This is a genomic window from Pseudoduganella sp. jia 12 (assembly GCF_055502675.1).
The window spans coordinates 156,662-182,906 of the sequence record NZ_JBUXKP010000010.1; the positions used below are offsets into that span (position 1 = coordinate 156,662).

The 26,245-nt window shown below is 66.4% G+C and carries 19 protein-coding genes; 13 read left to right on the forward strand and 6 right to left on the reverse strand.

The features are described from left to right. Positions 1-105: 105 nt before the first annotated feature. Positions 106-4,257 (forward strand): PAS domain S-box protein, encoded by a 4,152-nt coding sequence (locus tag ACY65G_RS21795; RefSeq protein ID WP_464999389.1) that lies wholly within the window; start codon positions 106-108, stop codon positions 4,255-4,257. After that, a complete protein-coding gene (locus ACY65G_RS21800; protein WP_464999390.1) occupies positions 4,254-5,192 on the forward strand; it encodes a diguanylate cyclase domain-containing protein in 939 nt (312 codons plus the stop codon). The genes ACY65G_RS21795 and ACY65G_RS21800 overlap by 4 nt, the downstream gene beginning before the upstream one ends. 79 nt (positions 5,193-5,271) lie before the next feature. On the opposite strand, the gene ACY65G_RS21805 is transcribed toward ACY65G_RS21800, so the two are convergent. Together ACY65G_RS21805 and ACY65G_RS21810 are read right to left on the reverse strand one after the other, a co-directional pair. Continuing rightward, positions 5,272-6,642, reverse strand: coding sequence for an amino acid permease (locus ACY65G_RS21805; protein WP_464999391.1), 1,371 nt, complete (start codon positions 6,640-6,642; stop codon positions 5,272-5,274). Positions 6,643-6,715: 73 nt separating this feature from the next. Further along, on the reverse strand, positions 6,716-7,741 hold the full coding sequence (locus tag ACY65G_RS21810) for an AraC family transcriptional regulator (RefSeq protein WP_464999392.1): 1,026 nt from the start codon (positions 7,739-7,741) through the stop codon (positions 6,716-6,718). Between the two features lie 233 nt (positions 7,742-7,974). Between ACY65G_RS21810 and ACY65G_RS21815 the strand changes: the two genes are divergently transcribed. Further along, positions 7,975-8,808 carry a class I SAM-dependent methyltransferase gene (locus tag ACY65G_RS21815; RefSeq protein WP_464999393.1) on the forward strand — a complete coding sequence of 278 codons (834 nt, stop codon included), beginning with the start codon at positions 7,975-7,977 and terminating at the stop codon, positions 8,806-8,808. Positions 8,809-9,106: 298 nt separating this feature from the next. Here the strand turns inward: ACY65G_RS21815 and ACY65G_RS21820 are convergent, their stop codons facing one another. Then, the gene (locus tag ACY65G_RS21820; RefSeq protein ID WP_464999394.1) at positions 9,107-9,694 is read right to left on the reverse strand and encodes a hemerythrin domain-containing protein; all 588 of its coding nucleotides are present in this window, start codon (positions 9,692-9,694) and stop codon (positions 9,107-9,109) included. Between the two features lie 155 nt (positions 9,695-9,849). On the opposite strand from ACY65G_RS21820, the gene ACY65G_RS21825 reads away from it, so the two are divergent. Next, complete coding sequence (locus ACY65G_RS21825; RefSeq protein WP_464999395.1) at positions 9,850-12,402, forward strand: sensor domain-containing protein; 2,553 nt, start codon at positions 9,850-9,852, stop codon at positions 12,400-12,402. 3 nt (positions 12,403-12,405) lie between these two features. On the opposite strand, the gene ACY65G_RS21830 is transcribed toward ACY65G_RS21825, so the two are convergent. The 3 genes from ACY65G_RS21830 to ACY65G_RS21840 form a co-directional block, all read right to left on the reverse strand. Further along, positions 12,406-14,148 (reverse strand): methyl-accepting chemotaxis protein, encoded by a 1,743-nt coding sequence (locus ACY65G_RS21830; protein WP_464999396.1) that lies wholly within the window; start codon positions 14,146-14,148, stop codon positions 12,406-12,408. Positions 14,149-14,353: 205 nt separating this feature from the next. Next, positions 14,354-15,283: a MerR family transcriptional regulator gene (locus ACY65G_RS21835; RefSeq protein WP_464999397.1), complete on the reverse strand. Its 930-nt coding sequence runs from the start codon at positions 15,281-15,283 to the stop codon at positions 14,354-14,356. A gap of 197 nt (positions 15,284-15,480) precedes the next feature. Beyond that, the gene (locus tag ACY65G_RS21840) at positions 15,481-16,830 is read right to left on the reverse strand and encodes an MFS transporter (RefSeq protein WP_464999398.1); all 1,350 of its coding nucleotides are present in this window, start codon (positions 16,828-16,830) and stop codon (positions 15,481-15,483) included. A gap of 53 nt (positions 16,831-16,883) precedes the next feature. On the opposite strand from ACY65G_RS21840, the gene ACY65G_RS21845 reads away from it, so the two are divergent. From ACY65G_RS21845 to ACY65G_RS21885, 9 genes are all read left to right on the forward strand, one after another. Beyond that, the gene (locus ACY65G_RS21845; protein ID WP_464999399.1) at positions 16,884-17,147 is read left to right on the forward strand and encodes a hypothetical protein; all 264 of its coding nucleotides are present in this window, start codon (positions 16,884-16,886) and stop codon (positions 17,145-17,147) included. Positions 17,148-17,192: 45 nt separating this feature from the next. Then, positions 17,193-18,248 (forward strand): ubiquinol oxidase subunit II, encoded by a 1,056-nt coding sequence (gene cyoA / locus ACY65G_RS21850; RefSeq protein WP_464999400.1) that lies wholly within the window; start codon positions 17,193-17,195, stop codon positions 18,246-18,248. After that, positions 18,229-20,232, forward strand: a complete 2,004-nt coding sequence (cyoB, locus tag ACY65G_RS21855) for a cytochrome o ubiquinol oxidase subunit I (protein WP_464999401.1) — start codon at positions 18,229-18,231, stop codon at positions 20,230-20,232. Before cyoA ends, cyoB begins: the two co-directional genes overlap by 20 nt. Next, positions 20,225-20,860, forward strand: a complete 636-nt coding sequence (cyoC, locus tag ACY65G_RS21860; RefSeq protein ID WP_464999402.1) for a cytochrome o ubiquinol oxidase subunit III — start codon at positions 20,225-20,227, stop codon at positions 20,858-20,860. The genes cyoB and cyoC overlap by 8 nt, the downstream gene beginning before the upstream one ends. Further along, positions 20,857-21,282: a cytochrome o ubiquinol oxidase subunit IV gene (gene cyoD / locus ACY65G_RS21865; protein WP_464999403.1), complete on the forward strand. Its 426-nt coding sequence runs from the start codon at positions 20,857-20,859 to the stop codon at positions 21,280-21,282. The genes cyoC and cyoD overlap by 4 nt, the downstream gene beginning before the upstream one ends. Before the next feature lie 29 nt (positions 21,283-21,311). Beyond that, on the forward strand, positions 21,312-22,184 hold the full coding sequence (locus ACY65G_RS21870; protein WP_464999404.1) for an SURF1 family protein: 873 nt from the start codon (positions 21,312-21,314) through the stop codon (positions 22,182-22,184). Beyond that, complete coding sequence (locus ACY65G_RS21875) at positions 22,168-23,550, forward strand: ATP-binding protein (protein ID WP_464999405.1); 1,383 nt, start codon at positions 22,168-22,170, stop codon at positions 23,548-23,550. Before ACY65G_RS21870 ends, ACY65G_RS21875 begins: the two co-directional genes overlap by 17 nt. Before the next feature lie 59 nt (positions 23,551-23,609). Further along, complete coding sequence (locus ACY65G_RS21880) at positions 23,610-24,167, forward strand: response regulator transcription factor (RefSeq protein WP_464999406.1); 558 nt, start codon at positions 23,610-23,612, stop codon at positions 24,165-24,167. A 161-nt stretch (positions 24,168-24,328) separates the two neighbouring features. Beyond that, the gene (locus ACY65G_RS21885) at positions 24,329-26,188 is read left to right on the forward strand and encodes a sensor domain-containing phosphodiesterase (RefSeq protein ID WP_464999407.1); all 1,860 of its coding nucleotides are present in this window, start codon (positions 24,329-24,331) and stop codon (positions 26,186-26,188) included. Positions 26,189-26,245 lie beyond the last annotated feature (57 nt).

The following is a 26,245-nucleotide window of genomic DNA, read 5'->3' on the forward strand; positions in this document are numbered from 1 at the left end:
GCACCTGCCGTCCGCCGCCGCCACCTGCCATTGCGTCGGCTGGCCTCGTTTCGCGAACCCGCGCCCCCGGTTCCTGAGCCTTTACAGATAATCAGGAATCTTTCGATGTTTCGTCATCCGGGGAGCGCCCGCCCCCCCACGCATTCCTCCACGCATTGCAGCCTGTTCGCGCGGCTGTTTCCGTGCCGCCGTCTCGGCAGCTGGCTGGCCCTGTGGCTGGCGCTGTCGGTCCTGCTGTCGACCACCGTGCTCGTGCTGCTGCTCGGCCATCTCGCCACCGACGAACTGAAACGGTCGATCGGGTCGAACCTGGCCGAGCGCGCGCGCTACGCTGCGCAACAGCTCGATGGCACGATGTACGAGCGCTATCGGGAGGTACGCCTGCTGGCGGCGCGGCGCGAATTCACGGTGCCTGGCATGCCGATGGCGCAATGGCGCGGCATCGTGGAGAGCCTGCAGCGCAGCTACCCGCTGTATGCGTGGATCGGCCTGGCCGGCCTGGATGGCAAGGTGGGCGTCGCGACCGGCGGCCTGCTCGAAGGTGCCGACGTGGGCGCGCGCCCCTGGTTTTCCGGCGCGCTGGCTGGCCATTACGTGCATGACGTGCATGACGCGACATTGCTGGCGAAGCTGCTGCCGCGCGAAGAAGGCGGGCCGCCGCGCTTCGTCGACGTGGCGTTTCCGGTGATGGACAGGGATGGCCGAGCCCAGGGCGTGCTTGGCGCGCACCTGAACTGGGGCTGGGCCGAGCGCATGCGGCTGCAGATCGACGCGGCCGGTGACGGCGAGGGCGAAACCCTGATCGTGGGCCGCGACGGCAAGGTGCTGGCCGGCCCCGCTTCGGTGACGGGCACGGTCATCGATTCGGCCGTCTTCGACGCGGTGCGTGGAGGCGGGCGCCAGTATGGGGAGGAACGCTGGGCCGACGGGCGCGACTACCTGGTGGGCGCTGCCGTCACCCGCGGGCAGGGTGCGTATCCCGGCCTGGGCTGGGTCGTGCTGACACGCCAGGATACCCGCGCCGCCTATGGCGAAGTGCGCATGCTGCAGATCCGCGTGGCGCTGGTGGGACTGGCCGTGGCACTGGCGTTCTCGCTGGTGGCCTGGCGCGTCGCGCGCCGCATCACGCGCCCGCTGCAGAAGGCGGCCGCGCTGGCCGCGGCGATCGAGGAAGGTGCCAGCCATTCGATCGAGGTGCCGGCGGGCAGCTTCGAGGAACTGGCCGCGTTGACGGGGGCCGTCAATGCCAGCCTGTCGCGGCTGAAGGAAAAGGAGCGCCAGCTGACGCAGGTGAACGCCGAACTGGAAGAACGCGTGGCGCAGCGCACGCGCGACGTGGCGCAGTCGCTCGATACGGTGCGCCACAACGAGGCGCGCATCCGCGCGATCCTCGATACGGCCCACGACGCCTTCATCGGCATGGACAGCGCCGGCCGCATCACCGACTGGAACCCGCGCGCCGAGCAGCTGTTCGGCTGGTCGCGTGCCGAGGTCGCCGGCCTGGCGCTGCACGAGGTGGTCGTCCCGCCGGCGCTGCGCGAAGCGCACCGTGCGGGCCTGGCGCGCTTCATGGACGGCGGCGCCAGCCGGGTCATCGGCCGCAGCATCGAAGTCATGGCGCTGCGCCGCGACGGCAGCGAATTCCCCGTCGAAATGACGATCGGCCTGATCGACGTGGACGGTGCCCGGTCGTTCGGCGCGTTCCTGAACGATATCTCGGAGCGCAGGCGCATCGAGCGCGAACTGGCCGACAGCGAACAATTCCTGCGCACCATCGCCGACAACAGCCCGGCGCTGATCGCCTACCTCGACCGCGACGAGGTCTACCGCTTCGCCAACCGCCGCTTTGAAACACTGCTGGGGGTCGAACCGGCCGGAATGCTCGGGCGGCGCCTCGGCGAGTTGATCGGTCGCACGATGTACGAAAGCCTGCGCGGCCATCTCGACGCCGTGCTGTCCGGCCAGGCCGTGCACTTCGAAGCGGAATTCAACGTGCCCGGCTGGCCGAGGTACTTCATGGCCGACTACATCCCCAGCTTCGGTGCCGATGGCGCCGTGCAGGGTTTCCATGTGATGGCCATGGACATCACGGACCGCAAGATGGCCGAACTCGCGCAAGCGCGCAACGAACGGCTGGCGCAGGCCGCCAGCCGGGCCAAGAGCGAATTCGTGGCCAATGTCAGCCATGAGATCCGCACGCCCATGAATGCCGTGCTGGGCCTCGCGCACCTGCTCGACAGTTCCGGGCTGGCGCCGCAGCAGCGCGAGTACGTGAACATGATCCAGTCGTGCGGCAAGACGCTGGTGGGCATCATCAACGACGTGCTGGACTTCTCGAAGATCGAGGCGGGCCGTGTCGATATCGCCGCGCTGCCGTTCGAACTAAGTGAAATCGTCGAGGCGGCGGCAACGGCGATGCGGGCCAGCGGCAAGGCGCTGGAACTGGTGGTCGACGTGGAGCCGGACGTGCCGTCGGCCTTCATCGGCGACGCGATGCGGCTGCAGCAGGTGGTACTGAACCTGGTCGGCAACGCGCTGAAGTTCACCGCGCAGGGCCAGGTGGTGTTTTCCGTCGCGCGCGTCGCGCAGCACGGCAACACGGCCACGTTGCGCCTGGCCGTGCGCGATACGGGCATCGGCATCGATCCCGAGCAGCAGGCCCGCCTGTTTACGCCGTTCGAACAGGCCGATGGCGGGATTTCGCGCCGCTTCGGCGGCACCGGCCTTGGCCTGACGATCGCGCGCCAGCTGACCGAACTGATGGGCGGCCACATCACGGTGGCAAGCAGGCCGGGCGAGGGCAGCGAATTCGCGGTCATGCTGCCGCTGACCTGCGCGCCGCCGGCCGCGCAGGCGGCAACGGCGGCGCAGGCACCGCTGCGGCTCTTGATCGTGGAGCCGGGGCGCGCCAGCCGCGCCAGCCTGGCGCGCGCCGTCGAGACGCTCGGCTGGACCGCGGGTTGGGCCGATACGGCCGTGCAGGCCGTGGCGGCGGCCGACGCACCCGTCGATGCCGTGCTGGTCGACGGCGACGCGGGCGTGGTCGCGCAATTGCGCCAGGGCCTGGCCGCGCGCTGGCCGGGCCGTCCGATCGCCTTCCTGCAACTGGCCGGCGGCGTGGCCCCGGCCAGTCCTGTTCAGGACACCGTGCCGCTGGTACGGCCCGTGACCGCGCAGGGCCTGCGCACCGCGCTGGCCAGTGTGGTGCCTGCCGCGCCGCAGGCATTGCCGGCCGTGGCGCCGGCAGTGCCCGAGCGTGGCGCCGAGCTGGCTGGCGTGCGCATCCTGCTAGTCGAGGACAATGCGCTCAACCAACTGGTCGCGAAAGGTATACTGGAACCGGCCGGCGCGCTCGTGACGACGGCGGGCGACGGCCAGCAGGCGGTCGACCTGATGGCGGCGCAGCGCGGCGATTTCGACGTTGTATTGATGGATGTGCAAATGCCGGTGATGGATGGCTACACGGCGACGCGCATCCTGCGCACGCGGCTGGGGCTGCAATTGCCGATCCTGGCGATGAGCGCCGGCGTGACCGCCGCCGAACGGGAGCAATGCCTGGCCGCCGGCATGAACGATTTCATTCCAAAGCCGATCGATGTGGAGCAGATGATGGTACAAATCCAGCAGCACCTGAAGCAACCCGGGCGGCAGGAGGGGCCCGCCGAACAGGCCGTGGCGCCCGCGCCGCACTGCTTCGACGTCGACCGGCTGGCCGCGCTGTCGGCCCGCAATCCGGCCCAGCTGCAGTCGCTCGTCACGCTGGTGGCGCGGATGGCGCACGAGGCGCCGGCCGAGCTGGCGCGCGCGCGCGGCGCCTGGCACGATGGCGACAGCCCCGGCGCCGCGCGCATGCTGCATGCGCTGCGTGGTTCGGTCGGCAGCCTCGGTGCGCGCACCTTCGCCGGCGTGACCGTCGAGCTGGAAGGCGCGCTGCGCGACGGCCGGCACGACGATGCCGTGCGGCTGTTCGACACCGCCGGTCGCGAACTGGATGCCACGACAGCTGCGGCGCGCGACTGGCTGGCCGGCCAGCGGCAGCCCGAGGTGCCGGCGGCGCAACCGGACGACGTGCGCCGCTGGATCGGCCTGTTGCGCGAGCGCGACCTCGATGCCGCCACCGTGTATGAAACGCTGCGCGGCGACCTGGCGGCCCGGCTGGACGCGGACCGGCAGGCAACCGTGGCGGCCGCGATGGCCGCGCTCGATTTCGACGCCGTACTGGCCGCGCTGCCCGATACCGTGAAGGAAAGCCCATGACCGCAGCCGTGCCGCGGAACACGATCCTGATCATCGACGACAATCCGGACACGATCCGGCTGCTGTCGGCCATGGTGCGCGAACAGGGCCGCGTGCTGTTCGCCACCAGCGGCGCGGCCGGCCTGGAGCTGGCGCGGTTGCAGCGCCCGCAACTGATCCTGCTGGACGTGGAAATGCAGGGGATGGATGGCTTCGCCGTCAACGAACGCATCAAGAGCGATCCGGACCTGCGCAGCAGCGCCGTGATCTTCGTGACGGCGCAATCGTCGTCGCAAGCGGAAATCGCCTGCCTGGATGCCGGCGCCGTCGACTTCATTCCGAAGCCGCTGAACCCAGCCGTGGTGCAGGCCCGGGTGCGCACGCACCTGCGGCTGCAGGCGGCGGTGGCGGCGCTGGACGAGCTGGCCAACCAGGATGGCTTGACGGGCTTGTATAACCGCCGCTATTTCGACCAGCAGCTGGCCGCAGAGTTCGCCCGCCACCGGCGCCACCATCTGCCGCTGGGACTCGTCCTTGTCGACGTCGACGACTTCAAGCTGTTCAACGACCGCTACGGTCACCAGCGCGGCGACGCCTGCCTTGAGGAAGTGGCCGAGGCGCTGAACGATGGCGCGCGACGGCCCGGCGAACTGGCCGCCCGCTATGGCGGCGAGGAATTCGTGGTGCTGCTGCCGAACACGACGCCGGAAGCGCTGGCCCGCTACGGCGACTGGCTGTGCCACCGGATCGCCGCGCTGGGCATCCCGCACCCGGCCGCGTCGGCGGCGCCGCACGTGACCGCCAGCATCGGGCTGTGCGCGCGCATCCCGGCCGATGGCGATACGGCGCAGGCGATGCTGCATGCCGCCGACATGGCGCTGTACCGCGCCAAGCGGGCAGGGCGCAACCGGAGCGTGCTGGCCAGCGAGCTGGTGGCCGCGGCAGAAGCAGGCTGAGTTGCAGTGTCGCCCGGACCCGGGACAGAGTCCGGGGTCCGACCCCGGCCGTTCGTCTCCGGGGGCTATCCACACAGGCTTACGCGCCAGCCCGCACCACGTCCCGCTGCTTGATCCAATACCCCACGCACAGCGCCAGCAGCCACACGGGAATCATGTAGACGGACACGCGCAACCCCGGCGTCAGGTACATCACGACCAGCACGCCCCCCAGGAACGCCAGGCATAGCCAGTTCGCCAGCGGCGCAAACGGGCTCGGGAAGCCCGTAACCTGCCTGGCCGCGCGCTTGGCGGCACGGAAGCGCAGGTGGATCCAGCTGATCATGCCCCAGTTGATGATCAGCGCCGAGACGACCAGGCCCATCAGCAGCTCGAACGCCTTGCCCGGCATGAAGTAATTGACACTGACGCACACGGCGGTGGCCACGGCGGACACGCCCAGCGCCGCCAGCGGCACGCCGCGCGCATTCACCTTCAGCAGGGAGCGGGGCGCGTTGCCCTGCAGCGCCAGGCCATACAGCATGCGGCTGTTGCAGTACACGCAGCTGTTGTAGACGGACAGGGCGGCCGTCAGCACGACGAGGTTCAGCGCATGCGCCACCGCCTGGGCATCGAGCGCCTGGAAGATCAGCACGAACGGCGAGCCGCCTTCCACCACCTTTTGCCACGGGTACAGCGACAGCAGCACGCCGAGCGCGCCGATGTAGAAGATCAGGATGCGGTAGATGGCCTGGTTGGTGGCCTTCGGGATCGTGCGCGACGGATCGTCCGCCTCGGCGGCCGTGATGCCGACCAGTTCCAGCCCGCCGAACGAGAACATGATCACGGCGATCGCCATCACGAGCCCGGTCACGCCGTTGGGGAAGAAGCCGCCGTGCTGCCACAGGTTGGCGACCGTGGCTTCCGGCCCGGCGCCGCCGGAAGCCAGCAGCCACAGGCCGAAGCCGATCATGCCGACGATGGCCAGCACCTTGATGATGGCGAACCAGAATTCCATTTCGCCGAACGCCTTCACATTCGTGAGGCTGATCGCGTTGATGACGACGAAGAAGGCCAGCGCCGACACCCAGGTGGGGATTTCCGGCCACCAGTACTGCACGTAGATGCCGACGGCCGACAGCTCGGCCATGCTGACCAGCACGTACAGCACCCAGTAGTTCCAGCCCGACAGGAAGCCGGCCAGCGGGCCGCAGTACTTGTCGGCAAAGAAGCTGAACGAGCCGGCAACGGGCTCGTCGACGACCATTTCGCCCAGCTGGCGCATGATCAGGAACGCCACGACCCCGGCGATCGCATAGCCGAGCAGCACCGACGGGCCGGCCATGCGGATGGTTTGCGCGATACCGAGGAACAGCCCCGTACCGATCGCGCCGCCCAGTGCGATCAGCTGGATGTGCCGGCTTTTCAGCCCGCGCTTCAAGCCGCCCGCATTATCGATGTCTGCTGCCATGGTTCCCGCCGGTCGTGTTCAAAGAGCACGATTCTATAGCATCGGGAAAGATCTGCGGAAGGCGCCAGGCGCCTCAATGCAGCGGCGCGGCACGCCAGCGCGACGGCGGCATGCCGACCAGCCGCGCGAAAGCCCGCGTGAACGCCGCCTCGGACTCATAGCCGACCTCGAACGCGATCGCGGCCACGCTGGCCGGGCCCTGGCGCAGCAGCGTGGCGGCCACCTCCATGCGCCAGCGCGCCAGATAGCGTGCCGGCGACACACCCAGCAGCCGGGTAAACCGTTCGCAGAACGCCGAGCGCGACAGCGCTGCCGCCCCGGCCAGCTCGGCCACGTTCCACGGATGCCGGGGATCCGCGTGGATCAGCGCCAGTGCCCGGCCCACCTGGCGGTCGCGCAGGCCGGCCAGCCAGCCCGTGGCGTAGTCGGGCAGGCGGGCGGCATGGCGGCGCACGGCGTCGATGAACATCGTTTCGCTGAGGCGTTCGGCCAGCGCGCCGCCGCCCGGGCTGCCGTCCAGGCTTCCGGCGCCGCCGCCATGGTCCGCGATGCCGCAGGCGGCCTGCAGCATCGCCTGGCGCAGCCACGCGCCGTCGCCGTCGGCCGGCACGTGCAGCAGCCGCGGCAGCGCTTCGAGCAGCGGGTTGAACGGGCCATGGTCGCAGCCGAGGAATCCGCAGACGATGTCGCTGCGCCCGTCCGGCCGGCGGGCCGCCTCGCCCCAGGCCAGTGCGTTGCCGTCGATCGCCAGCGGCAGCGGCTTGGGCAGCGCGTGCGTGGCGAGCATCCAGTCCATCGAGAACGGCAGCGGCGGCACGCCGGGTGCGCTGGCCATCACATGCGCATCGCCCTGCGGGAACATGACGATGTCGCCGGGCGACATGCGCACCGGCGGCTGGCCGGGCAGCGAAGCCCAGGCCGTGCCTTCGATCAGCACGTGGTATTCGATGACGCGCCCGGCACCGGGCACGACCATGGCCGCCACCTCGGCGGAGGCGGGCGCCGCGATGGCCCATTCGGGGCCGACCGTCACGGCGTAGAACACGGCGCCGCGCAGGCGCACGGTGCGCAGCACTTCGGACAGCGTGTCGACCGGCATGGCGTCTCCCGCGGCGGTATCTCGCCCTTTTCCGCAGTGGTCCCGCAGTGGTCCCGCAGTGGTCCCGCAGTGGATCGCGCAATTGCGGACGTTTGGTCAAGCATGAACGACGGCCGGACAAGCGTCAAGCCGGGCAGGGTGGCAATAATGGCAAGGCCGTGCGGCGAGGGAACAGCCTTCCGCCGCGCAGTGCAAACCAAACCACGCAAGCAAACAAGCTGAAGGAGAATACGATGACCGACCTGGCTGAACTGTCCACCGCCAACGCGCCCCCCGACTTCACCGCGATCAAGGCGCGCCAGCAGGCCACCTGGGCCAGCGGCGATTTCGCGATCGTGGGCACCACGCTGCAGATCGTCGGCGAACTGCTGGCCGAAGCGGCCGACGTGCGGGCCGACGAACGCGTGCTCGACGTGGCCGCCGGCAATGGCAACGCCACGCTGGCCGCGGCGCGCCGCTTTGCCCGCGTCACATCGACCGACTATGTGCCGGCATTGCTCGACAAGGGGCGCGACCGCGCCCGGGCCGAGGGCCTCGACGTGGCATTCCAGGTGGCCGACGTGGAAGCGCTGCCGTTCGCCGACGGCGCGTTCGACTGCGTGCTGTCGACGTTCGGCGCCATGTTCGCGCCCGACCACCGCCGCACCGCGGCCGAGATGTTGCGCGTGACGCGCCCGGGCGGCCGGATCGGCGTGGCCAGCTGGACGCCCGACGGCTTCATCGGCAAGATGTTCAAGGTGGTGGGCAGCTATGTGCCGCCGCCGGCCGGGGTCGCCGGCCCGCCCCTATGGGGCACGGAAGGGCACCTGCGGGAAATCTTCGGAGACGCTGAAATACGCTGCACGCGGCGCGATTTCAACTTCCGCTACCGCTCGCCCGCGCACATGATGCAGGTGTTCCGCGACTTCTACGGCCCCGTCCTGAAGGCGTTCGCCGCGCTCGATGCCAGCGGGCAGGCGGGCCTGCAGCGCGACCTGGAGGCACTGGCGCGCGATGCCGACATGTCCGGTGGCGCCTCGCTCGTGGCGCCTGCCGCGTACCTGGAGGCGGTCGTCGTCAAGCGCTGACCGATTCTGCGCATCGACACCCGTATCGACGCCGGTATTGACGCCCTTATTGACGCCTCAGCGGCCGGAACGGGCGGCGGATCGGCTATTGTGCTGTTCCTGTACAACAGTTTCACATGGCAATCCGCACACCCGGCCGCATCGCCGGGCGGCGCGCCCGCGCCGTTCTCCGGCTTGTTGACACCCGTTTCATCGAAAACCTGGATGCGACAACCTGCGCCCGGCGGGCGATGCCGGGGCGCAGGTGAACGAACACAGGAGTGGAGACGGCGGGGGCTGACGCGCCGTCGATGACAGGTCAGGCCTGTGCCGGCTTGCGTGGCAGAAGCTTCAGCGCGGCGAACGCGGCGCCGGCCACGCCCAGTACCACGGCGGCGGTGCTGCCCGAGAAGCCGATGGCGTGGTCCTTGGCCAGCTTGCCGGCCTGGGGCGCGACCAGCTGCATGCGGCGGCGGGTCATTTCCGCACCCAGTTCGCTGAGGCGGTCGCGGCTCAGCTTGCGTTCGGCGTCCGGCAGCAGCACCGTTTCCTCGTCGGCCACGTGGTGCATCACATCGCGCATCAGTTCGTGCACCAGTTCATCGTGCTTCGCCTCGGTGGCCTTCGTGGCGCGCAGTTGCGCGATCAGGCGGCGCATCTCGTTGTGCTCGGGTTCCGCCTTCAGCATCGTCGGGTCCGTGCCTTCGAGCTGGCGCATCACCGGGTAGAAGATTTCCTCCTCCAGCGTGGCGTGGATTTCCAGGGCGGTGCAGATCGTCTCTGCCAGCGCCTTCTTCACTTTCGGCTTCTGCGTCGTCGTGTACTGGTGGAAGGTCACCAGCGTGTGCGAGTGGTCGAAGCGGATCATGTCGGTAATCGTCGGGCTGAGCTTGTTCAGTGAAAACATCTTCTTCTCCTTGAAGTTCTGGCAACGGTTCATCTTAGGCGAGCTTCCCCGCAGCTAGCGTAGGAATAGCGCCCAGGCGAATGTCGGCGGACTGCGCACAAAGCATACTGGTCAGGTTATAGTTCAATTAAGACAAGCATTGCACAGGAGCGACGATGAGATTCCTGCACCGTGCCTCAAAGCGCAGCACGCTCCCCGTGCAGGGGCGGGGATGGCGCAGCAGGCGCCCGCTGACCCGCTTCGACGACCTGTTCCAGGACCATCCGCAACCGATGTGGATCTACGACCTGGTAACGCTGCGCTTCCTGCGCGTCAACGCCGCGGCCTGCCGCCATTACGGCTACGACGAGAGCGAGTTCCTGCGCATGACCATCCGTGAGATCCGGCCGCCTTCGGAACAGGCGCGGCTGACCGCGGACATGGCGGCCACGCCGCATGCGCTGCCCCAGTCCTCGGGCATCTGGACGCACCTCAAGCGCGACGGCATGCCGATCCTCGTGCGCATCTCGTCGCATGCGCTGATCTACGAAGGGCGCCGCGCGCGCCTCGTGTTCGCGCTGGACGTGACGCAGCAGGTGGCCACCGAACGGGCGCTGTACAAGTCCGAACAGCTGTACCGGCGCCTGATCGACACCATGCCCCTGCAGGTATTCTGGAAGGATCTCGAGCTGCGCTACGTGGGCTGCAACCGCCTGTTCGCGCGCGGCTCGGGGCTGGACGACCCGGCCAGCGTTGTCGGCAAGCGCGACCATGACTTCACTCACCGGCACGGCATCGCGGCGCAGAACGTCAACGCCGCGCTGGAAGCGGAAGACCGCGTGGTGATCGACACGGGCCGGCCGGTGCGCGGCCGCGAGCAGACGCTCGTGGCGCCCGACGGGCGTCAGCGCTGGCACCTCGTCAACAAGCTGCCGCTGCATGGCCAGCATGGCGAGATCGCGGGCCTGCTCGGCACGATCGAGGACATCACGGCCAGCCGCGAAGCGGGCGAGAAGCTGCGCCTGCAAAGCCGGGCGCTCGATGCCAGCGTCAACGCGATCCTGATCACGCGCCGCTCCGGCAGCGACGACGTGATCGAATATGCCAACCCGGCGTTCGCGCGCATCTCGGGCTACGAGCTGGCCGAGGTGCTCGGCCAGGATTGCCGCTTCCTGCAAGGCACCGACCGCGAACAGGAAGGCATGCTGGCACTGCGCGAGGCATTGCGGGCCGAGCGGGAAGTGACGGTGGAACTGCGCAACTACCGCAAGGACGGCACGCTGTTCTGGAACCAGCTGCATGTGGCGCCGGTGCTGGACAGCCACGGCGCGACCACGCACTGGGTCGGCGTCATCAACGACATCACCGCGTCGAAGCGCTACCAGCACGAGCTGGAGCACCAGTCCACGCACGACGCACTGACGGGCCTGCCGAACCGGAACCTGTTCCATGACCGCCTCGAGCAGGCGATCGCCTACGCGGCGCGCTACGGACACCAGCTGTGGGTGGTGGTGCTGGACCTGGACAACTTCAAGCTGATCAACGATACGCTGGGCCACGCGGTCGGCGACAGCCTGTTGCAGACGGTGGCGGGCCGCCTGCGCAGTGCGCTGCGCGATTCCGATACCGTGGCGCGGCTGGGCGGCGACGAATTCATCCTGCTGCTGCCCGACCAGCCGGGGCAAACCGACGGCACGCTGTCGCCGCGCACCGTGCAGGCGGTACTCGACGCCGTCAGCGCGCCGATGCGGCTGGGTGCCCACGACCTGGCGCTCACCTGCAGCATGGGCGTGTCGGTGTATCCCCGCGACGGGGACACCGCCCCATCGCTGTTCAAGCATGCCGACATCGCGCTGTACCGCGCCAAGGACGGCGGGCGCAACCAGCTGCAGTTCTATACCACCGAGATGAACGCCCGTGTCACCGAGCGCACGCTGATCGAGGGCCACCTGCGCAATGCGCTGACGCGGCAGGAATTCGTGCTGTATTTCCAGCCGCGCATCGATTGCGCCAGCGGGCGCGTGGCCGGCCTGGAGGCGCTGCTGCGCTGGCGCCAGCCGGAGCTGGGCCTCGTGCAGCCGGACCGTTTCATCGGCGTGGCCGAGGAAACGGGGCGCATCGTGGAGATCGGCGAATGGGTGCTGTACGAAGCCTGCCGGCAGGCAAAGGTGTGGCAGGATGCCGGGCTGTCGCGGGTGCCGGTCGCCGTCAACGTTTCGGCCCGTCAGTTCAGGCAGGCCGGCTTCGTGCAGGAGGTGCGCGGCGCACTGGAGAAAAGCGGGCTGGCCGCCGAATACCTGGAGCTGGAACTGACGGAGTCCTTGATGATGCAGAACATCGAAGCCGTCATCGCGGCGATGCGCAACCTGAAGGAGAGCGGCGTGCGCCTTTCCATCGACGATTTCGGCACCGGCTATTCGAGCCTGTCCTACCTGCGCCGCTTCCCGCTGGATTACCTGAAGATCGACCGCAGCTTCGTGCGCGACATGCTGAACGATGCGCCGGGTTCGGCGATCGTGCGCTCGATGATCACGCTGGGACACAGCCTCGGATGCCGCATCATCGCCGAGGGTGTCGAGACAGCCGACCAGCTCGGTTACCTGACCCAGCAAGGTTGCGATGAAATCCAGGGATTTCTCTGCAGCCGGCCCGTCACGGGCGAGGCTGCCGGGCGATTGCTGCACGCGGACCCGGGGGGCTACACCTGGGCCGGCCGTGTGACTGCCTGACGATCAGGCCGCCGCCAGGCGCCGCGCGTGGGGCACCGGCGCTGCGGCCGGCGCAGCGGTGTCAAGCTTGAAAATCGCCACCACTCCAGCGAGCGTTGCCGCCTGATCCTGCATCGATGCGGCGGCGGCGGCCGCCTCTTCAACCAGTGCCGCATTCTGTTGCGTGACCTGGTCCATCTGGATGACGGCCATATTGATCTGTTCAATGCCCGCGGTCTGTTCCTGACTGGCCGACGTGATCTCGCCCATGATGTCGGTGACGCGGCGCACGCTGGCAACGATCTCGCTCATCGTGACACCGGCATGGTCGACCAGCCTGGCACCGGCCTCGACCTTGGCAACGGAATCACCGATCAACAGCTTGATTTCCTTCGCGGCCGCCGCGGAGCGCTGGGCAAGCGTTCGCACTTCGGACGCCACCACGGCAAAGCCGCGACCCTGCTCGCCGGCGCGTGCAGCTTCGACAGCGGCGTTCAGAGCCAGGATATTGGTCTGGAAGGCGATACTGTCGATGACGCCGATGATGTCGACGATCTTGTTCGACGAATCGTTGATCGACGCCATCGTATCGACCACCTCGGCGACCACCGTGCCGCCTCGTTCGGCAACTTCCGAGGCTGTCGATGCCAGGTGGTTGGCCTGGCGCGCATTGTCGGCGTTCTGCTTGACGGTCGATGTCAGTTCTTCCATCGACGACGCCGTCTCTTCCAATGCGCTCGCCTGTTCTTCGGTACGCGCCGACAGGTCGAGGTTGCCCGTGGCAATCTGGCTCGACGCCGCGGCGATCGTTTCGGTGCCCGAACGGACCTGGGCAACGATGGCGGCCAGGCTGTTGCGCATGGTCTTCATGGCGAACAGCATGCTGTTGTAGTCACCCGCACGCAGGTCGATATCGACTGTCAGGTCGCCTGCCGCGATACGGCCGGCGATGGCGCCGGCGTAGGCCGGCTCTCCACCAAGCTGGCGGGTCAGGCTGCGCGTGAGGAGCAGACCAATGGCAAGGCCGGCGGCGGCGCTGCCCAGCACCAGCAGCACCATCATCGTGCGGCTCGACTGGTACATCGACTCGGCACCGCTCGCTGCGGTCTCGGCGTTGCGTTCCTTCATGCGGGTGAGCGCCGTCATGCGGTCGTCCACGGCGTTCGCCAGCGGGGCCACGTCGACGAAGACATAGTCGACCGCGGCGCGGTTCGCCTGCAGCGGTTCGGCCAGTGCGCGCCGGAGCGCTTCCGTGATCCCCGCGTCGTAGGCACGCATGCCGCTGTCGACCTCCGCGAACATGCGCTTGCCCTGCTCAAGGTAGAACAGCGGGCGCGCCTTGTCGAGGTTGGCGTTCAACCGGGTACGTGCGGCCTCCAGGCCGGATACGCCGGTCTGACGGTCCTTCTCCGAGGATGCCAGCAGCACAGTTCGCAGCGCGCGTCCCATATAGATAAGGTTGATGTTGGCTTCCTTGACATACGAAAGACCGAGCAGTTCATTCTTGTAGAGGGTATTGGCGCTGTCATTCATCCGAGCCATATTCACGATGCCGATCATGGCGACGATTGCACCAAGCAGTGCGAGGGTCAGGAAGCCAGCGATCAGGCGGGTACCGACCGTCATTCGATTAAACATAGGGATTACCAAGAGGGTGTTGTTGGGTCGGGCAGCATTGCCATTGAATCGGCACATCCTGCCGGGGGCTTTCCGGTGCGGATCTGCGCTCGGGAAATAACGATAGCAGCGGATATTGCCCGATTTCAAGCGCTATAAGCTGGACACAATGCCAACGATGTGCGGGGCCCGGCATTTGTGTAATACAAGCACGCGTTCACACCGATCAATCTGGTCCAATCACGATGGCTGTACCACACAAAGTGTTTCGGGTTTTTCAAACAGAATTTCACTTTGTGTCGCCGCTGCAACATAAAGCTGGGGCGCATGCTCTCCCGCAGGGCAAGCGCGCCCTTTATTGGGCGCTATGGCACGAGCGCCAGCACAGCAGTGCGGGTTCGATGTTTTCAAGTGTCCCAAGCACATCGATGCCCGCATCCAGCGACAGGGGAGCTACCACGCCTTCGCCGCCGATCCATATCTCCGCCGTGGCCGGGACGTCGGCGCGCAGCGCTTTCAGCATTCGCGCAAGGGTCTTGCCAGGGAAATAAGTGCTGAACGACAACGCCACGATATCCGCACCGGCCTCGCGCGCGGCAGCCGCCACTTCCTTCGGAGGCGTGTCATTGCCCAGCGGGATGCAATTCATGCCCAGGGTAGTCATCACCGCTTCGGCCATCAAGATGCCAAGTGTGTGCGCTTCGCCACTGAGCGTTGCCAGCACCACTTTCGGGCGCCCGTCGCCGGCGGCGCGCACGGTTGCCTGCTTCTCGTGCAGGGTCGAGGCGGCCAGTTGTGAAAAGAGATGTTCGCAGCGCACCGGCAAGTCGCCCCGGCTCCACGCCAATCCCACCTCTTTCGACAGCGGCGCAAGGAAGTCGATGACGAAACGGCGCAGGCCGACGTCGAGCAGCCGGTACTGGAACTGACTGTGCAGTTCGGCAAGGTGGTAGCCGCGCAGCAAGTCCAGTACAAGGAGGAACTCCGGCCGGATAGTAGTGGCACCGGTGCCCGTGCGGGCAAGGCTGGCTTCGTCGGGGAATGCATCTTCGGAAAAGATCTTGCCCGGCCTGATGCCCTGGTCTATCAGCCGGCGTGCCGCCTGCAGGCGCTCGACCTGGCTGACGGGATAGGCGCGGTCGCCGTGCCGGTCGCGCAAGGGTTGGGGAAAACCGTATCGCCTTTCCCACATGCGCAACGTTGCTTGCCGGATGCCTGTGTGCCGTTCGACTTCGGTAACGGACAACAGTTCTGTACTGGAGGGCAAGTCGTATTTGTCGTTCACGCTGGCTCATGCTCCTGTGATGATGGAAACGAAACCCATCTCCACAGTAATGGAATATCGCCTGGGCCGGCGCACGGCGACAGGCAATCCGGAAGCAGGCGGAAAGGGGCATCCGCCGACACCGTACTGATGCTGTCAATGAAAACGGCGGGCAATCGAGCCCGCCGTTTCGACACACTAACTACACCATGCGGCGCTCAGTCGCGGATCTCCAGCGCCCGGTTCACCGACAGCGCGGCCAGCGAGGCCACTGCGCCGGACAGCAGGTACAGGCTCACGTAGCCCAGGCCATAATGCGCGGACAGACCCAGCGCGACCAGCGGTGCGAAAGCGGCGCCGACCAGCCATGCCAGGTCGGACGTCAGCGCGGCGCCGGTATAGCGGTGGCGCGGTGCGAAGTTCGACGTGACGGCGCCGGCGGCCTGGCCGTACGACAGGCCCAGCAGGGCGAAGCCGGCGAAGATGAAGATGTTCTGGCCTTGCTCGCCACCCTGCATCAGCGTGGGCACGAAGCCGGAGAACACGGCGATCAGCGCGGCCAGCGTGCCCAGCGTGGTGCGGCGGCCGAAGCGGTCGGCGATCACGCCGGATGCCAGGGTGCCCAGCAGGGCCACGCCGGCAGCCCAGAACTGCAGCCACAGGAAATCGCCTACCGGTCGGGTCGAATACAGCTGCACCCATGACAGCGGGAACACGGTCACCAGGTGGAACAGCGCATAGCTGGCCAGCGCGGCCAGCGCGCCGATGATCACGTTGCGGCCCTGGGTGTGCGACAGCTCCGACAGGCTGACCGGTTCCAGTTCGCGCTCATCGAGCAGCTTGGTGTATTCGGGCGTGGACACGAGGCGCAGGCGGGCGAACAGGGCGACCACGTTGATGGCGAAGGCCACGAAGAACGCGTAGCGCCAGCCCCAGTCGAGGAAGTCCAGCGCCGACAGGTTGGCGACCAGGTAGGCGAAGATGCCGGCGGCGATCATGAAGCCGACCGGCGCGCCCAGCTGGCCCAGCATGGCATACCAGCCCCGCTTGTTCTGCGGCGCGTTCAGCGCGAGCAGCGATGGCAGGCCATCCCAGGAACCGCCCTGGGCGAGGCCCTGGCCGATGCGCAACAGCGACAGGATCACGATGGCCGTGGGGCCGGCATTGGCGAACGAGGGCACGAAAGCGATGCCGACGGTGGAAATGCCGAGCAGGAAGAGCGCGCCGGTCAGCTTGCCTTCGCGCGAGAAGCGCCGCTGGACCCACATGAAGAAGATCGTGCCGAACGGGCGCGCGATGAAGGCAAAGGAGAATATGACGAATGAATACAGGGTCGCCGTCAGCCGGTCGTCGAACGGAAAGAACAGCGAAGGGAACACGAGCACCGAGGCGATCGCATAGATGAAAAAGTCGAAATATTCGGATGCCCGGCCAATCACCACGCCCACGGCGATCTCGCCGGGATGTATTTCGCCATCGCGAGCATTAATGTTGCGTGCGCCGCTGCTGGTGGGACTTGCCGGATAATCCGCCGGGATGTTGCTTCCGTCATGCGTAGTCGTTGCCATATTCGTCTCTCTCATGGTTTGTACACAAGTTCTTGCGAACTGAATCACACACGATGAAACCTTACCTCGACTGTTATTGCCTCGACTGTGCGCCGCAATACATAAATGAAACATTGGCAAGGGTCCATGAAAACCCGAACTCGATGAAACAGCCCAAGGAAACCGCGATGCATCTTTTCCATGAACCCTTCGCCAACTTTTTGCCGATGCCACAGTACGCATGCAGTGCCGCGTTGGAAGGCAAATTACAGAACCTGCTCGGAAATGACCAGCCGGGGGTGGGACAAAGTGTCCAATTCCATTTCGCACGCCTGTGACGGTACAGTAGCATGTTCTCAATCCTCTGTAGCGCACATAACTTAATGAAATCATCCATTGTTCGCAGTGGACTGGGTCTTCTCCCCCTGTTGTGGCTCACGGGCTGCAATACGGTGGTGTTGAATCCGTCCGGTGATATCGCGGCGCAGCAGGCTCATCTCGTGGTCGTTTCGTTCCTCCTGATGTGCCTGATCGTCGTTCCCGTCATTTTCCTGACCCTGTGGTTTGCTTTCCGTTATCGGAAAAGCAATACTTCGGCCAAATACGATCCCGACTGGGATCACTCCACCAAGCTGGAGCTGGTGATCTGGGGCGTGCCCCTGCTGCTGATCATCGTGCTGGGACTGATCACGTGGATCAGCACCCACTTGCTGGACCCGTACCGTCCGCTGCAGCGCATCGACCATGCCCGTCCGCTGCCGGCCGATGTGCGGCCGATGGAAGTGCAGGTCGTGGCGCTGGACTGGAAGTGGCTGTTCATCTACCCGGAGCAGGGCATCGCGACCGTGAACGAGCTGGCCACGCCGATCGACCGTCCGATCAGGTTCCGCATTACCGCGTCGTCCGTGATGAACGCCTTCTACATCCCGGCAATGGCAGGCATGATCTACGCGATGCCGGCCATGGAAACGCAGCTGAACGCCGTGATGAACAAGACCGGTATCTATGACGGCTTCTCGTCGAACTACAGCGGCTCGGGCTTCACGCACATGCGCTTCAAGTACCACGCGATGAACGACGCCGACTTCAACGCCTACGTGGCGAAGGTGAAGGCCGAAGGCGGTTCGCTGCAGCGTCCCGAGTACTCGCAGCTGGTCAAGCCGAGCGAGAAGGATCCGGTGCGCCGCTGGGGCCAGGTGGATGGCACGCTGTACAACGCCATCCTGAACCTGTGCGTCGAGCCGGGCACTCAGTGCATGGCGCAGCAGATGCATGATGATGCCAACCGCAACGCCAAGCACCGGGCCCACCAGGAAGCGCGCAGGCAGGGCGCCAGCGAGGTCGCCAAGCTGGCGCGAGCCGACGCGGAGATCTGCACGACACCTGCGGACAAGACCAAACTTTCCATGAAGAGCAACAATGCAATCGTATCCAACTGAAACCGATCCGATCTTCGGCAGGCTGAGCTGGGGAGCGATCCCATATCACGAGCCGATCCTGATCGCCACGTTCGCCGGGGTCATCCTGGGCGGGATCGCCCTGGTCGGCGCAATGACGTATTTCCGCCTCTGGGGCAACCTGTGGCGTAACTGGATCACCAGTATCGACCACAAGAAAATCGGGATCATGTACATGATCCTCGGCCTGATCATGCTGCTGCGCGGCTTCGCCGACGCGCTCATGATGCGCGCCCAGCAAGCCATCGCCTTCGGCGACAATGCCGGCTTCCTGCCGCCGCACCACTACGACCAGGTCTTCACCGCCCACGGTGTGATCATGATCTTCTTCGTGGCGATGCCGTTCGTGACGGGCCTGATGAACTACGTCGTGCCGCTGCAGATCGGCGCACGCGACGTGGCGTTCCCGTTCCTGAACAACTTCTCGTTCTGGATGACCACGATGGGCGCCGTGCTGGTGATGGCGTCGCTGTTCATCGGCGAATTCGCCCGTACCGGCTGGCTGGCCTATCCGCCGCTGTCCGGCATCCTTGCGTCGCCCGACGTCGGGGTCGATTACTACATCTGGGCCTTGCAGATCGCCGGGGTGGGCACATTGCTCTCCGGCGTGAACCTGATCGTCACCATCGTCAAGATGCGCGCGCCGGGCATGGACCTGATGAAGATGCCGGTGTTCACGTGGACCGCGCTGTGCACGAACATCCTGATCGTGGCCGCCTTCCCGGTGCTGACCGCCGTGCTGGCCATGCTGGGCATGGACCGCCTGCTGGGCACGCACTTCTTCACGAACGAAATGGGCGGCAACGCCATGATGTACGTGAACCTGATCTGGATCTGGGGCCACCCGGAGGTGTACATCCTGATCCTGCCGTGCTTCGGCATCTTCTCGGAAGTGGTGTCGACGTTCTGCTCGAAACGCCTGTTCGGCTACACCTCGATGGTGTATGCGACGTGCGTGATCATGATCCTGTCCTACCTGGTCTGGCTGCACCACTTCTTCACGATGGGCTCCGGCGCATCGGTGAACGCGTTCTTCGGCATCACCACGATGATCATCTCGATCCCGACCGGCGCGAAGCTGTTCAACTGGCTGTTCACGATGTACCGCGGCCGCATCCGCTTCGAACTGCCGATGATGTGGACCATTTCGTTCATGGTCACGTTCACGATCGGCGGCATGACGGGCGTGATGCTGGCGATCCCGCCGGCCGACTTCGTGCTGCACAACTCGCTGTTCCTGATCGCCCACTTCCACAACGTGATCATCGGCGGCGTGCTGTTCGGCCTGTTCGCGGGCATCAACTACTGGTTCCCGAAAGCGTTCGGCTTCAAGCTCGACGAATTCTGGGGCAAGGTATCGTTCTGGCTGTGGACCATCGGTTTCTACGTGGCCTGGATGCCGGTGTACGCACTGGGCTTCATGGGCGTGACGCGCCGCCTGAACATGATGGAAGATCCGTCCTTGCAGCCGTACTTCGTGGTCGCGTTCATCGGCGTGCTGATGATCGCCGGCGGTATCGGCGCGATGCTGATGCAGTTCTTCGTGTCGTTCATGCGCCGCAAGCAGCTGCGCGACGTGACGGGCGACCCGTGGGAAGGCCGTACGCTGGAGTGGTCGACGTCGTCGCCGCCGCCGGACTACAACTTCGCGTTCACCCCGGTCGTGCATGACAACGACAGCTGGGCCGACATGAAGAAAAACGGCTACCAGCGTCCGCTGAAGGACTTCGTGAAGATCCACATGCCGGCCAACACCGGCGCGGGCTTCATCATCGCGGCACTGTCGGCACTGGTCGGTTTCGCCATCATCTGGCACATGTGGCTGCTGGTTGGCGTGGCGTTCGCCGCCATGATGGTCGCGATCATCGTCCACACGTTCAACTACAAGCGTGATTTCTATATTTCGGCGGAAGAAGTGAGCCGCACCGAAGAACGCCATACCGCTTTGCTGGGAAGCCATGTCTGATACCTACGTAACCTCCGCCGGCGCGGCTAGCGCCGACCCGAGCTCGCGCTACCTGGTGCGCGAGCACCATCCGGAAAACGGCACCATGCTGGGTTTCTGGATCTACCTGATGAGCGATTGCCTGATCTTCGCCTGCCTGTTCGCGACCTATGCCGTACTGGGTCGCAACTACGCCGGCGGCCCGGGCGGCGCCGAACTGTTCGACCTGAAGCTGATCGCCCTGAACACGGCGTTCCTGCTGTTCTCGTCGATCACCTACGGCTTTGCGATGCTGCAGGCCAAGGCGAAGAACAAGTCCGGCACGCTGCTGTGGCTGGGCATCACCGGCGTCTTCGGCCTGCTGTTCCTGGCAGTGGAAATCTATGAATTCCACCACCTGATCCACCTGGGTGCGGGCCCGCAGCGCAGCGGCTTCCTGACGGCGTTCTTCGCGCTGGTCGGTACCCACGGCCTGCACGTGACGTTCGGCGCGATCTGGCTCGTGACGCTGATGGTCCAGATCAGCAAGCACGGCCTGATCCCGGAAAACCTGCGCCGCCTGAACTGCCTGTCGCTGTTCTGGCACTTCCTGGACGTGATCTGGATCGGCGTGTTCACCTTTGTCTACCTGATGGGAGTCCTGCCATGAGCGACCACAAACATCATCACGGCCATGGTCATGACGATCACGGTCACGGCCACGACGATCATCACGATGGATCGGCTGTCCATGGTTCGATGAAGGATTACGTGATCGGCTTCGTGCTGTCCGTGATCCTCACCGCGATCCCGTTCTGGCTCGTGATGAACAACGTGATCACGGATCCGGCCACCACCGGCTTCGTGATCCTGGGCTTCGCCGCCGTGCAGATGGTCGTGCACATGGTGTACTTCCTGCACATGAACGCGAAGTCGGAAGGCGGCTGGAACATGCTGGCCCTGATCTTCACGATCATCATCGTCGTCATCACGCTGGCCGGTTCGCTGTGGGTCATGTACCACATGAACAAGAACATGATGCCGAACATGCCGCATATCATGACGCCGCAGCAAGCGCACGACATGCCATGAGCAAGGCGCCACCTCGTGGCGCTGAAAAAATGCCGCAGCCGAACGCGCGGGCAGGGCGTCTCCCTTCAAGGGGGGCGCGCATCGCCCTCGCCGCCGCTGCGGCATTTTTCTTTTGCGCCTTCCTTTCGCTGGGAACATGGCAGGTCAAGCGACTGCAATGGAAACAGGACCTGATCGCCCGCGTCGATGCGCGCGTGCACGCCAGGCCGGTGCCGGCGCCGCGGGCGGCCGAGTGGCCCCGCGTGGCCGTCGACACGCACGAATACCTGCGCGTGAAAATCCGCGGCACGTTCCTGTACGACTACACGACGCGCGTGCAGACGACGACGGCGCTCGGCATCGGCTTCTGGCTGATGACGCCGATGTGCACGGAAGACGGTATCGTCTTCGTCAACCGCGGCTTCGTGCCGATGAAGTCGGGCGACCTGCAATTGCCGCCGCCGCCAGTGGCGTCGGGAGACGTTTGCGCGCAGGTGCGTTCACCCAAGCGGCAGGTGCCGGGGTCTGACCCGCTGGGTTCGACCCCAGGTGTTGCTTCCGGGGTTAATCCAGAGATCGAGATCACGGGCCTGTTGCGCTTTCCCGAACCGAAAGGGCGCATCCTGCGCGAGAACGATCCGGCGGGCGACCGCTGGTACACCCGCGACATCGGCCCGATCGCGGCGAAGCGGGGAATGCCACGCGCGGCGCCGTTCTTTGTCGATGCGCCCGCCGGCCAGGAACATCCGCGCGACGGCGACGAAAAACCGACCGGCGGCCTGACGGTCATCGCGTTCCCGAACAACCACCTGGTCTATGCGCTGACGTGGTTCGGGCTGGCCGCGATGGTCGCAGGCGGCTATTATCTCGTGCTGCGCTATGACAGGCGCCGGACGAGGGGGGCGGATGACGGAACGGACTGAGGAACAGGTTACTGCCGACCGGCGCACGCCGGACGGCCGCCGCGAGCAGGTGGCGGCAGCCGGCGTCGAGTGGGCGGCCGGCCACAAGAACATGATGCAGCTGATCCAGCTGCGCTGGATCGCCGTGTTCGGCCAGGTGGCCACGATCACGGCCGCCACCTATCTCTACGGCATCGTGCTGCCACTCGTGCCGATGCTGCAGGTGCTGGCGTGCCTGATCGCCTTCAACGTGGCCAGCCACCTGCGCTGGCACGAGGTGCGCTACGTGCGCAATACCGAGCTGTTCATGGCGCTGCTCGTGGACGTGGCCATCCTCACCTCGCAACTCTACCTGGCTGGCGGCGCCACCAACCCGTTCGCGTTCCTGTACCTGCTGCAGGTGATCCTGTCGGCCGTGCTGCTGGCGCCGCCCTACGCGTGGACGTTCGTGCTGGTCACGGCGGCCTGCCTGGCCGGCCTGTCGCGCAATCACCTGCCGTTGCCGCTGGACGTGGAGCACGAAGGCGGCGTGCTGTCGCTGTACGTGCAGGGCATGCTGATCTGCTTCATGCTGAACGCGGCATTGCTCGTGTTCTTCATCACCCGCATCACCGCCAACCTGCGCGCCGGCGATGCCCAACTGGCGAACCTGCGCCAGCGCGCCGCCGAGGAAGAGCACGTGGTGCGCATGGGCCTGCTGGCCAGCGGTGCCGCGCACGAGCTGGGCACGCCGCTGGCCACGCTGTCCGTCATCCTCGGCGACTGGAAGCGCATGCCGGAATTCGCCGGCAATCCCGAACTGCTGGAGGAGATCGCCGAGATGCAGGCGCAACTGAAACGCTGCAAGGCGATCGTGTCCGGCATCCTGCTGTCGGCCGGCGAGGCGCGCGGCGAGTCGTCGACGAAGACGACGCTGGCGACGTTCCTCGACGAGCTGGCGCAGGAATGGCGCAGCACCCGCCCCGTGCAGCACTTCTTCTACTTCAACCGCATCGGCGACGACTTGCCGGTGGTCTTCGACGAGACGCTCAAGCAGATGATCTGCAATGTGCTCGACAACGCTCTCGAGGCGTCTCCCGTGCGCGTGGAACTGGAAGCCACGCGCGAGGACGGCCACCTGATCCTGCGCGTGACCGACACGGGCCCGGGCTTCGACCCGGCCGTGCTGGCGCAGCTCGGCAAACCGTACAATTCCACCAAGGGCAAGCCCGGCAGCGGCCTGGGCCTGTTCCTCGTGGTGAACGTGGCGCGCACGCTGGGCGGCACCGTGGCGGCGCGCAACCGCGCCGGCGACGGCGAGCCCGGGGCCGAAGTCACGATCCGCCTGCCGCTGTCGTCCATCGCCCTCGAGGGCATCGCCCCCGGGTTCGTCGACCCTGTGCACTGATTCCCTGCGCCGACGCGCCGCACCGACCCGCTACACTGACCGGCTCCACCGACCTATCCATGACCGACATGACCGACATCACCGAAGAACAACGCTGCCTGCTGATCGTCGAGGATGACGAGGCCTTTGCCCGCACGCTGGGCCGCTCGTTCGAACGGCGCGGCTACCAGGTGCTGCATGCCGCCAACGTGGACGAGGCGGCGGCACTGCTGGGCGACCATGCGCCCGGCTATGCCGTGGTGGACCTGAAGCTGAAGGGCAATTCGTCCGGCCTGGCCTGCGTGCAGATGCTGCACCAGCACGACCCGGACATGCTGATCGTGGTGCTGACGGGGTATGCCAGCATCAATACCGCCGTCGAGGCGGTCAAGCTGGGCGCGGCGCAGTACCTCGCCAAGCCGTCCAACACGGACGATATCGAAGCCGCTTTCGCCCACGTGGCAGGCAGCGCGGACGTGGAGCTGACGGGCCGTGCCACGTCGGTCAAGACCCTGGAATGGGAGCATATCCATGCCGTGCTGGCCGAGACCGAATTCAACATTTCCGAAGCGGCGCGGCGTCTCGGCATGCACCGGCGCACGCTGGCGCGCAAACTCGAGAAGCAGCGGGTGAAGTAGGGCGCGCGGGCCGTGCACAAGAACGATGCAGGGCGATGATGCATGGGCGATGATGCATGGGCGCGACAGCGGATCGGCGCACGATGTGCGGTGGCGGGCAGGCAGGACGGAAACGCGGTACAATATTGTTGCTCTGTGTTAAGCAAATTGCACGGAGCGCCATGGTGCCCCGTCCCCGCATCGTCTTTTACTCCGCCGCACGGCGTTTCAACGATACGATCACCATGACATGTCCCCGCGAAGGCGCGCGCCTGGAGGCGCTCCGCAAGCTCGACCTGCTCGACACACCCCCTTCCGAAGCGTTCGACCGCATCACCCGCATGGCGGCGCAACTGTTCAACCTGCCCGTCGCCGCCGTGTCGCTGACGGACAGCGACCGGCAATGGTTCAAGTCGCGCGTGGGCATCGAGCACTGGTCGATTCCCCGCCTGCAGGCGCCGTGCGGGGCGGTGGCGGACTCGGCCGGGTTCCTGGTCATTCCGGACCTGCTTGACGACCCGGGCTATCGCGACAGCCACCTGGCCCGCAACGGCGTGCGCTTCTACGCCGGCGCGCCGCTGACGACGCGCGACGGCCACGCGCTGGGCGCCATGTGCGTGCTGGGCACGGCGCCGCGCCAGATCAGCGAAAGCGAGCGCGCCATCCTGTCCGACCTGGCGGCGATGGTCATGTCGCAGATCGAGTTGCAGCATGCGCTGGGCCGGATCGATCCGATCAGCGGGCTGCCGAACCGCAACCAGTACATCGACGACTTCAGCGACCTCGAAAAGGACCGCCCCCACGGCGAGGGACGGCTGGCGATGCTGGTGCACCTGGCAAGCCCCGAGCAGCTGGCCAATGCCGCGCGCGTGATGGGGTCGAACTATGTGGACGGCCTCGTTGCCGAGGCGCTGCGCTCGTTCCGCGCCGCATTCGGCGCGGGCACGAAGATGTACCACGTGGCGGCCACCCAGTTCATGGTGGTGGTGGCGCCGGACATGGCGCAGGCCGAGTGCCGCGCGCGCGTGGAGGCATGGCTGCAGGGGCGCGATGCCCGGTCCACGTCGCGCTTCGTCACCACGCCGGCCGTCGGCATCGCGCCGTTCGTCGTCGGTGCCGCCGAAGCCCTGGACGTGCTGCGCATCGCCCAGGGCGCCGTGCACGATGCCTACGCCGGCGGCATGCAGGTGGCCGTCCATTCGTCGGCGCAGGATGCCGCCTACCAGCGGCGCTTCACGCTGCTGACCGAATTCGGCACCGCGCTCGAGGCGCGCAATCAGCTGCGGCTCGTTTACCAGCCCCGCATCGACCTGGCGACGGGGGCCTGCACGGGTGCCGAGGCGCTGCTGCGCTGGTGCCACCCGGAGCTGGGCGGCATCTCGCCCGGCGAGTTCATGCCCATCGTCGAGCAGACATCGATGGCACGGCCCGCCACCGCGTGGGTCATCGATGCCGCGCTGCGCCAGCTGCGCGCCTGGCTGGATGCCGGCCTCGCGCTGACGCTGTCCGTCAACGTGGCCGCCCCGAACCTGCTCGAACCGGACTTCGCGGCGGCGGTCGAGGCGCGGTTGCACAGCCATGGCGTGCCGCCGGAGCGCCTCGAGCTGGAAATCACGGAAAGCGCGGCCATGGGCAATCAGGCGGCGGCGGACCGCACGCTGGCGGCACTGCACGCAGTGGGCGTGCGTATCGCGATCGACGACTTCGGCACCGGCTACAGCAGCCTGTCCTACCTGCAGAGCATTCCCGCCCACGTGGTGAAGATCGACCAAGGCTTCGTGCGCGGCATCGAAGCGGACGAGCGCAAGCGCGCGCTCGTCGCCGCCATGGTGTCGCTGTCGCATGACCTGGGATACCGGGTGGTGGCCGAAGGTGTCGAAACGGCGGCCGCCGCAGCGCTCGTGCGGGCGGCGGGCTGCGACGAGGCGCAGGGCTGGCTGTACGCCAGGGCGCTTGAACCGGCGCAGTTCGCCGAATGGCATGCCGGGCGTACGCCAAACGTGCCGGCCATTGGCACATCCGTGCTTTCTGAACCATACTGAGGGGGATGCGGCGGCAGCCGCGCTTCGCAAGGAGGTTCGGATGGCGACGGTTCCCCC

Bases quoted from the DNA above. Each gene is read 5' to 3' on its own strand.
- ACY65G_RS21795 (WP_464999389.1), top strand. From the start codon at position 106: ATGTTTCGTCATCCGGGGAGCGCCCGCCCCCCCACGCATTCCTCCACG.
- ACY65G_RS21800 (WP_464999390.1), top strand. From the start codon at position 4,254: ATGACCGCAGCCGTGCCGCGGAACACGATCCTGATCATCGACGACAAT.
- ACY65G_RS21805 (WP_464999391.1), bottom strand. From the start codon at position 6,642: ATGGCAGCAGACATCGATAATGCGGGCGGCTTGAAGCGCGGGCTGAAA.
- ACY65G_RS21810 (WP_464999392.1), bottom strand. From the start codon at position 7,741: ATGCCGGTCGACACGCTGTCCGAAGTGCTGCGCACCGTGCGCCTGCGC.
- ACY65G_RS21815 (WP_464999393.1), top strand. From the start codon at position 7,975: ATGACCGACCTGGCTGAACTGTCCACCGCCAACGCGCCCCCCGACTTC.
- ACY65G_RS21820 (WP_464999394.1), bottom strand. From the start codon at position 9,694: ATGTTTTCACTGAACAAGCTCAGCCCGACGATTACCGACATGATCCGC.
- ACY65G_RS21825 (WP_464999395.1), top strand. From the start codon at position 9,850: ATGAGATTCCTGCACCGTGCCTCAAAGCGCAGCACGCTCCCCGTGCAG.
- ACY65G_RS21840 (WP_464999398.1), bottom strand. From the start codon at position 16,830: ATGGCAACGACTACGCATGACGGAAGCAACATCCCGGCGGATTATCCG.
- ACY65G_RS21845 (WP_464999399.1), top strand. From the start codon at position 16,884: ATGAAACCTTACCTCGACTGTTATTGCCTCGACTGTGCGCCGCAATAC.
- cyoA (WP_464999400.1), top strand. From the start codon at position 17,193: ATGAAATCATCCATTGTTCGCAGTGGACTGGGTCTTCTCCCCCTGTTG.
- cyoB (WP_464999401.1), top strand. From the start codon at position 18,229: ATGCAATCGTATCCAACTGAAACCGATCCGATCTTCGGCAGGCTGAGC.
- cyoC (WP_464999402.1), top strand. From the start codon at position 20,225: ATGTCTGATACCTACGTAACCTCCGCCGGCGCGGCTAGCGCCGACCCG.
- cyoD (WP_464999403.1), top strand. From the start codon at position 20,857: ATGAGCGACCACAAACATCATCACGGCCATGGTCATGACGATCACGGT.
- ACY65G_RS21870 (WP_464999404.1), top strand. From the start codon at position 21,312: ATGCCGCAGCCGAACGCGCGGGCAGGGCGTCTCCCTTCAAGGGGGGCG.
- ACY65G_RS21875 (WP_464999405.1), top strand. From the start codon at position 22,168: ATGACGGAACGGACTGAGGAACAGGTTACTGCCGACCGGCGCACGCCG.
- ACY65G_RS21880 (WP_464999406.1), top strand. From the start codon at position 23,610: ATGACCGACATGACCGACATCACCGAAGAACAACGCTGCCTGCTGATC.
- ACY65G_RS21885 (WP_464999407.1), top strand. From the start codon at position 24,329: ATGGTGCCCCGTCCCCGCATCGTCTTTTACTCCGCCGCACGGCGTTTC.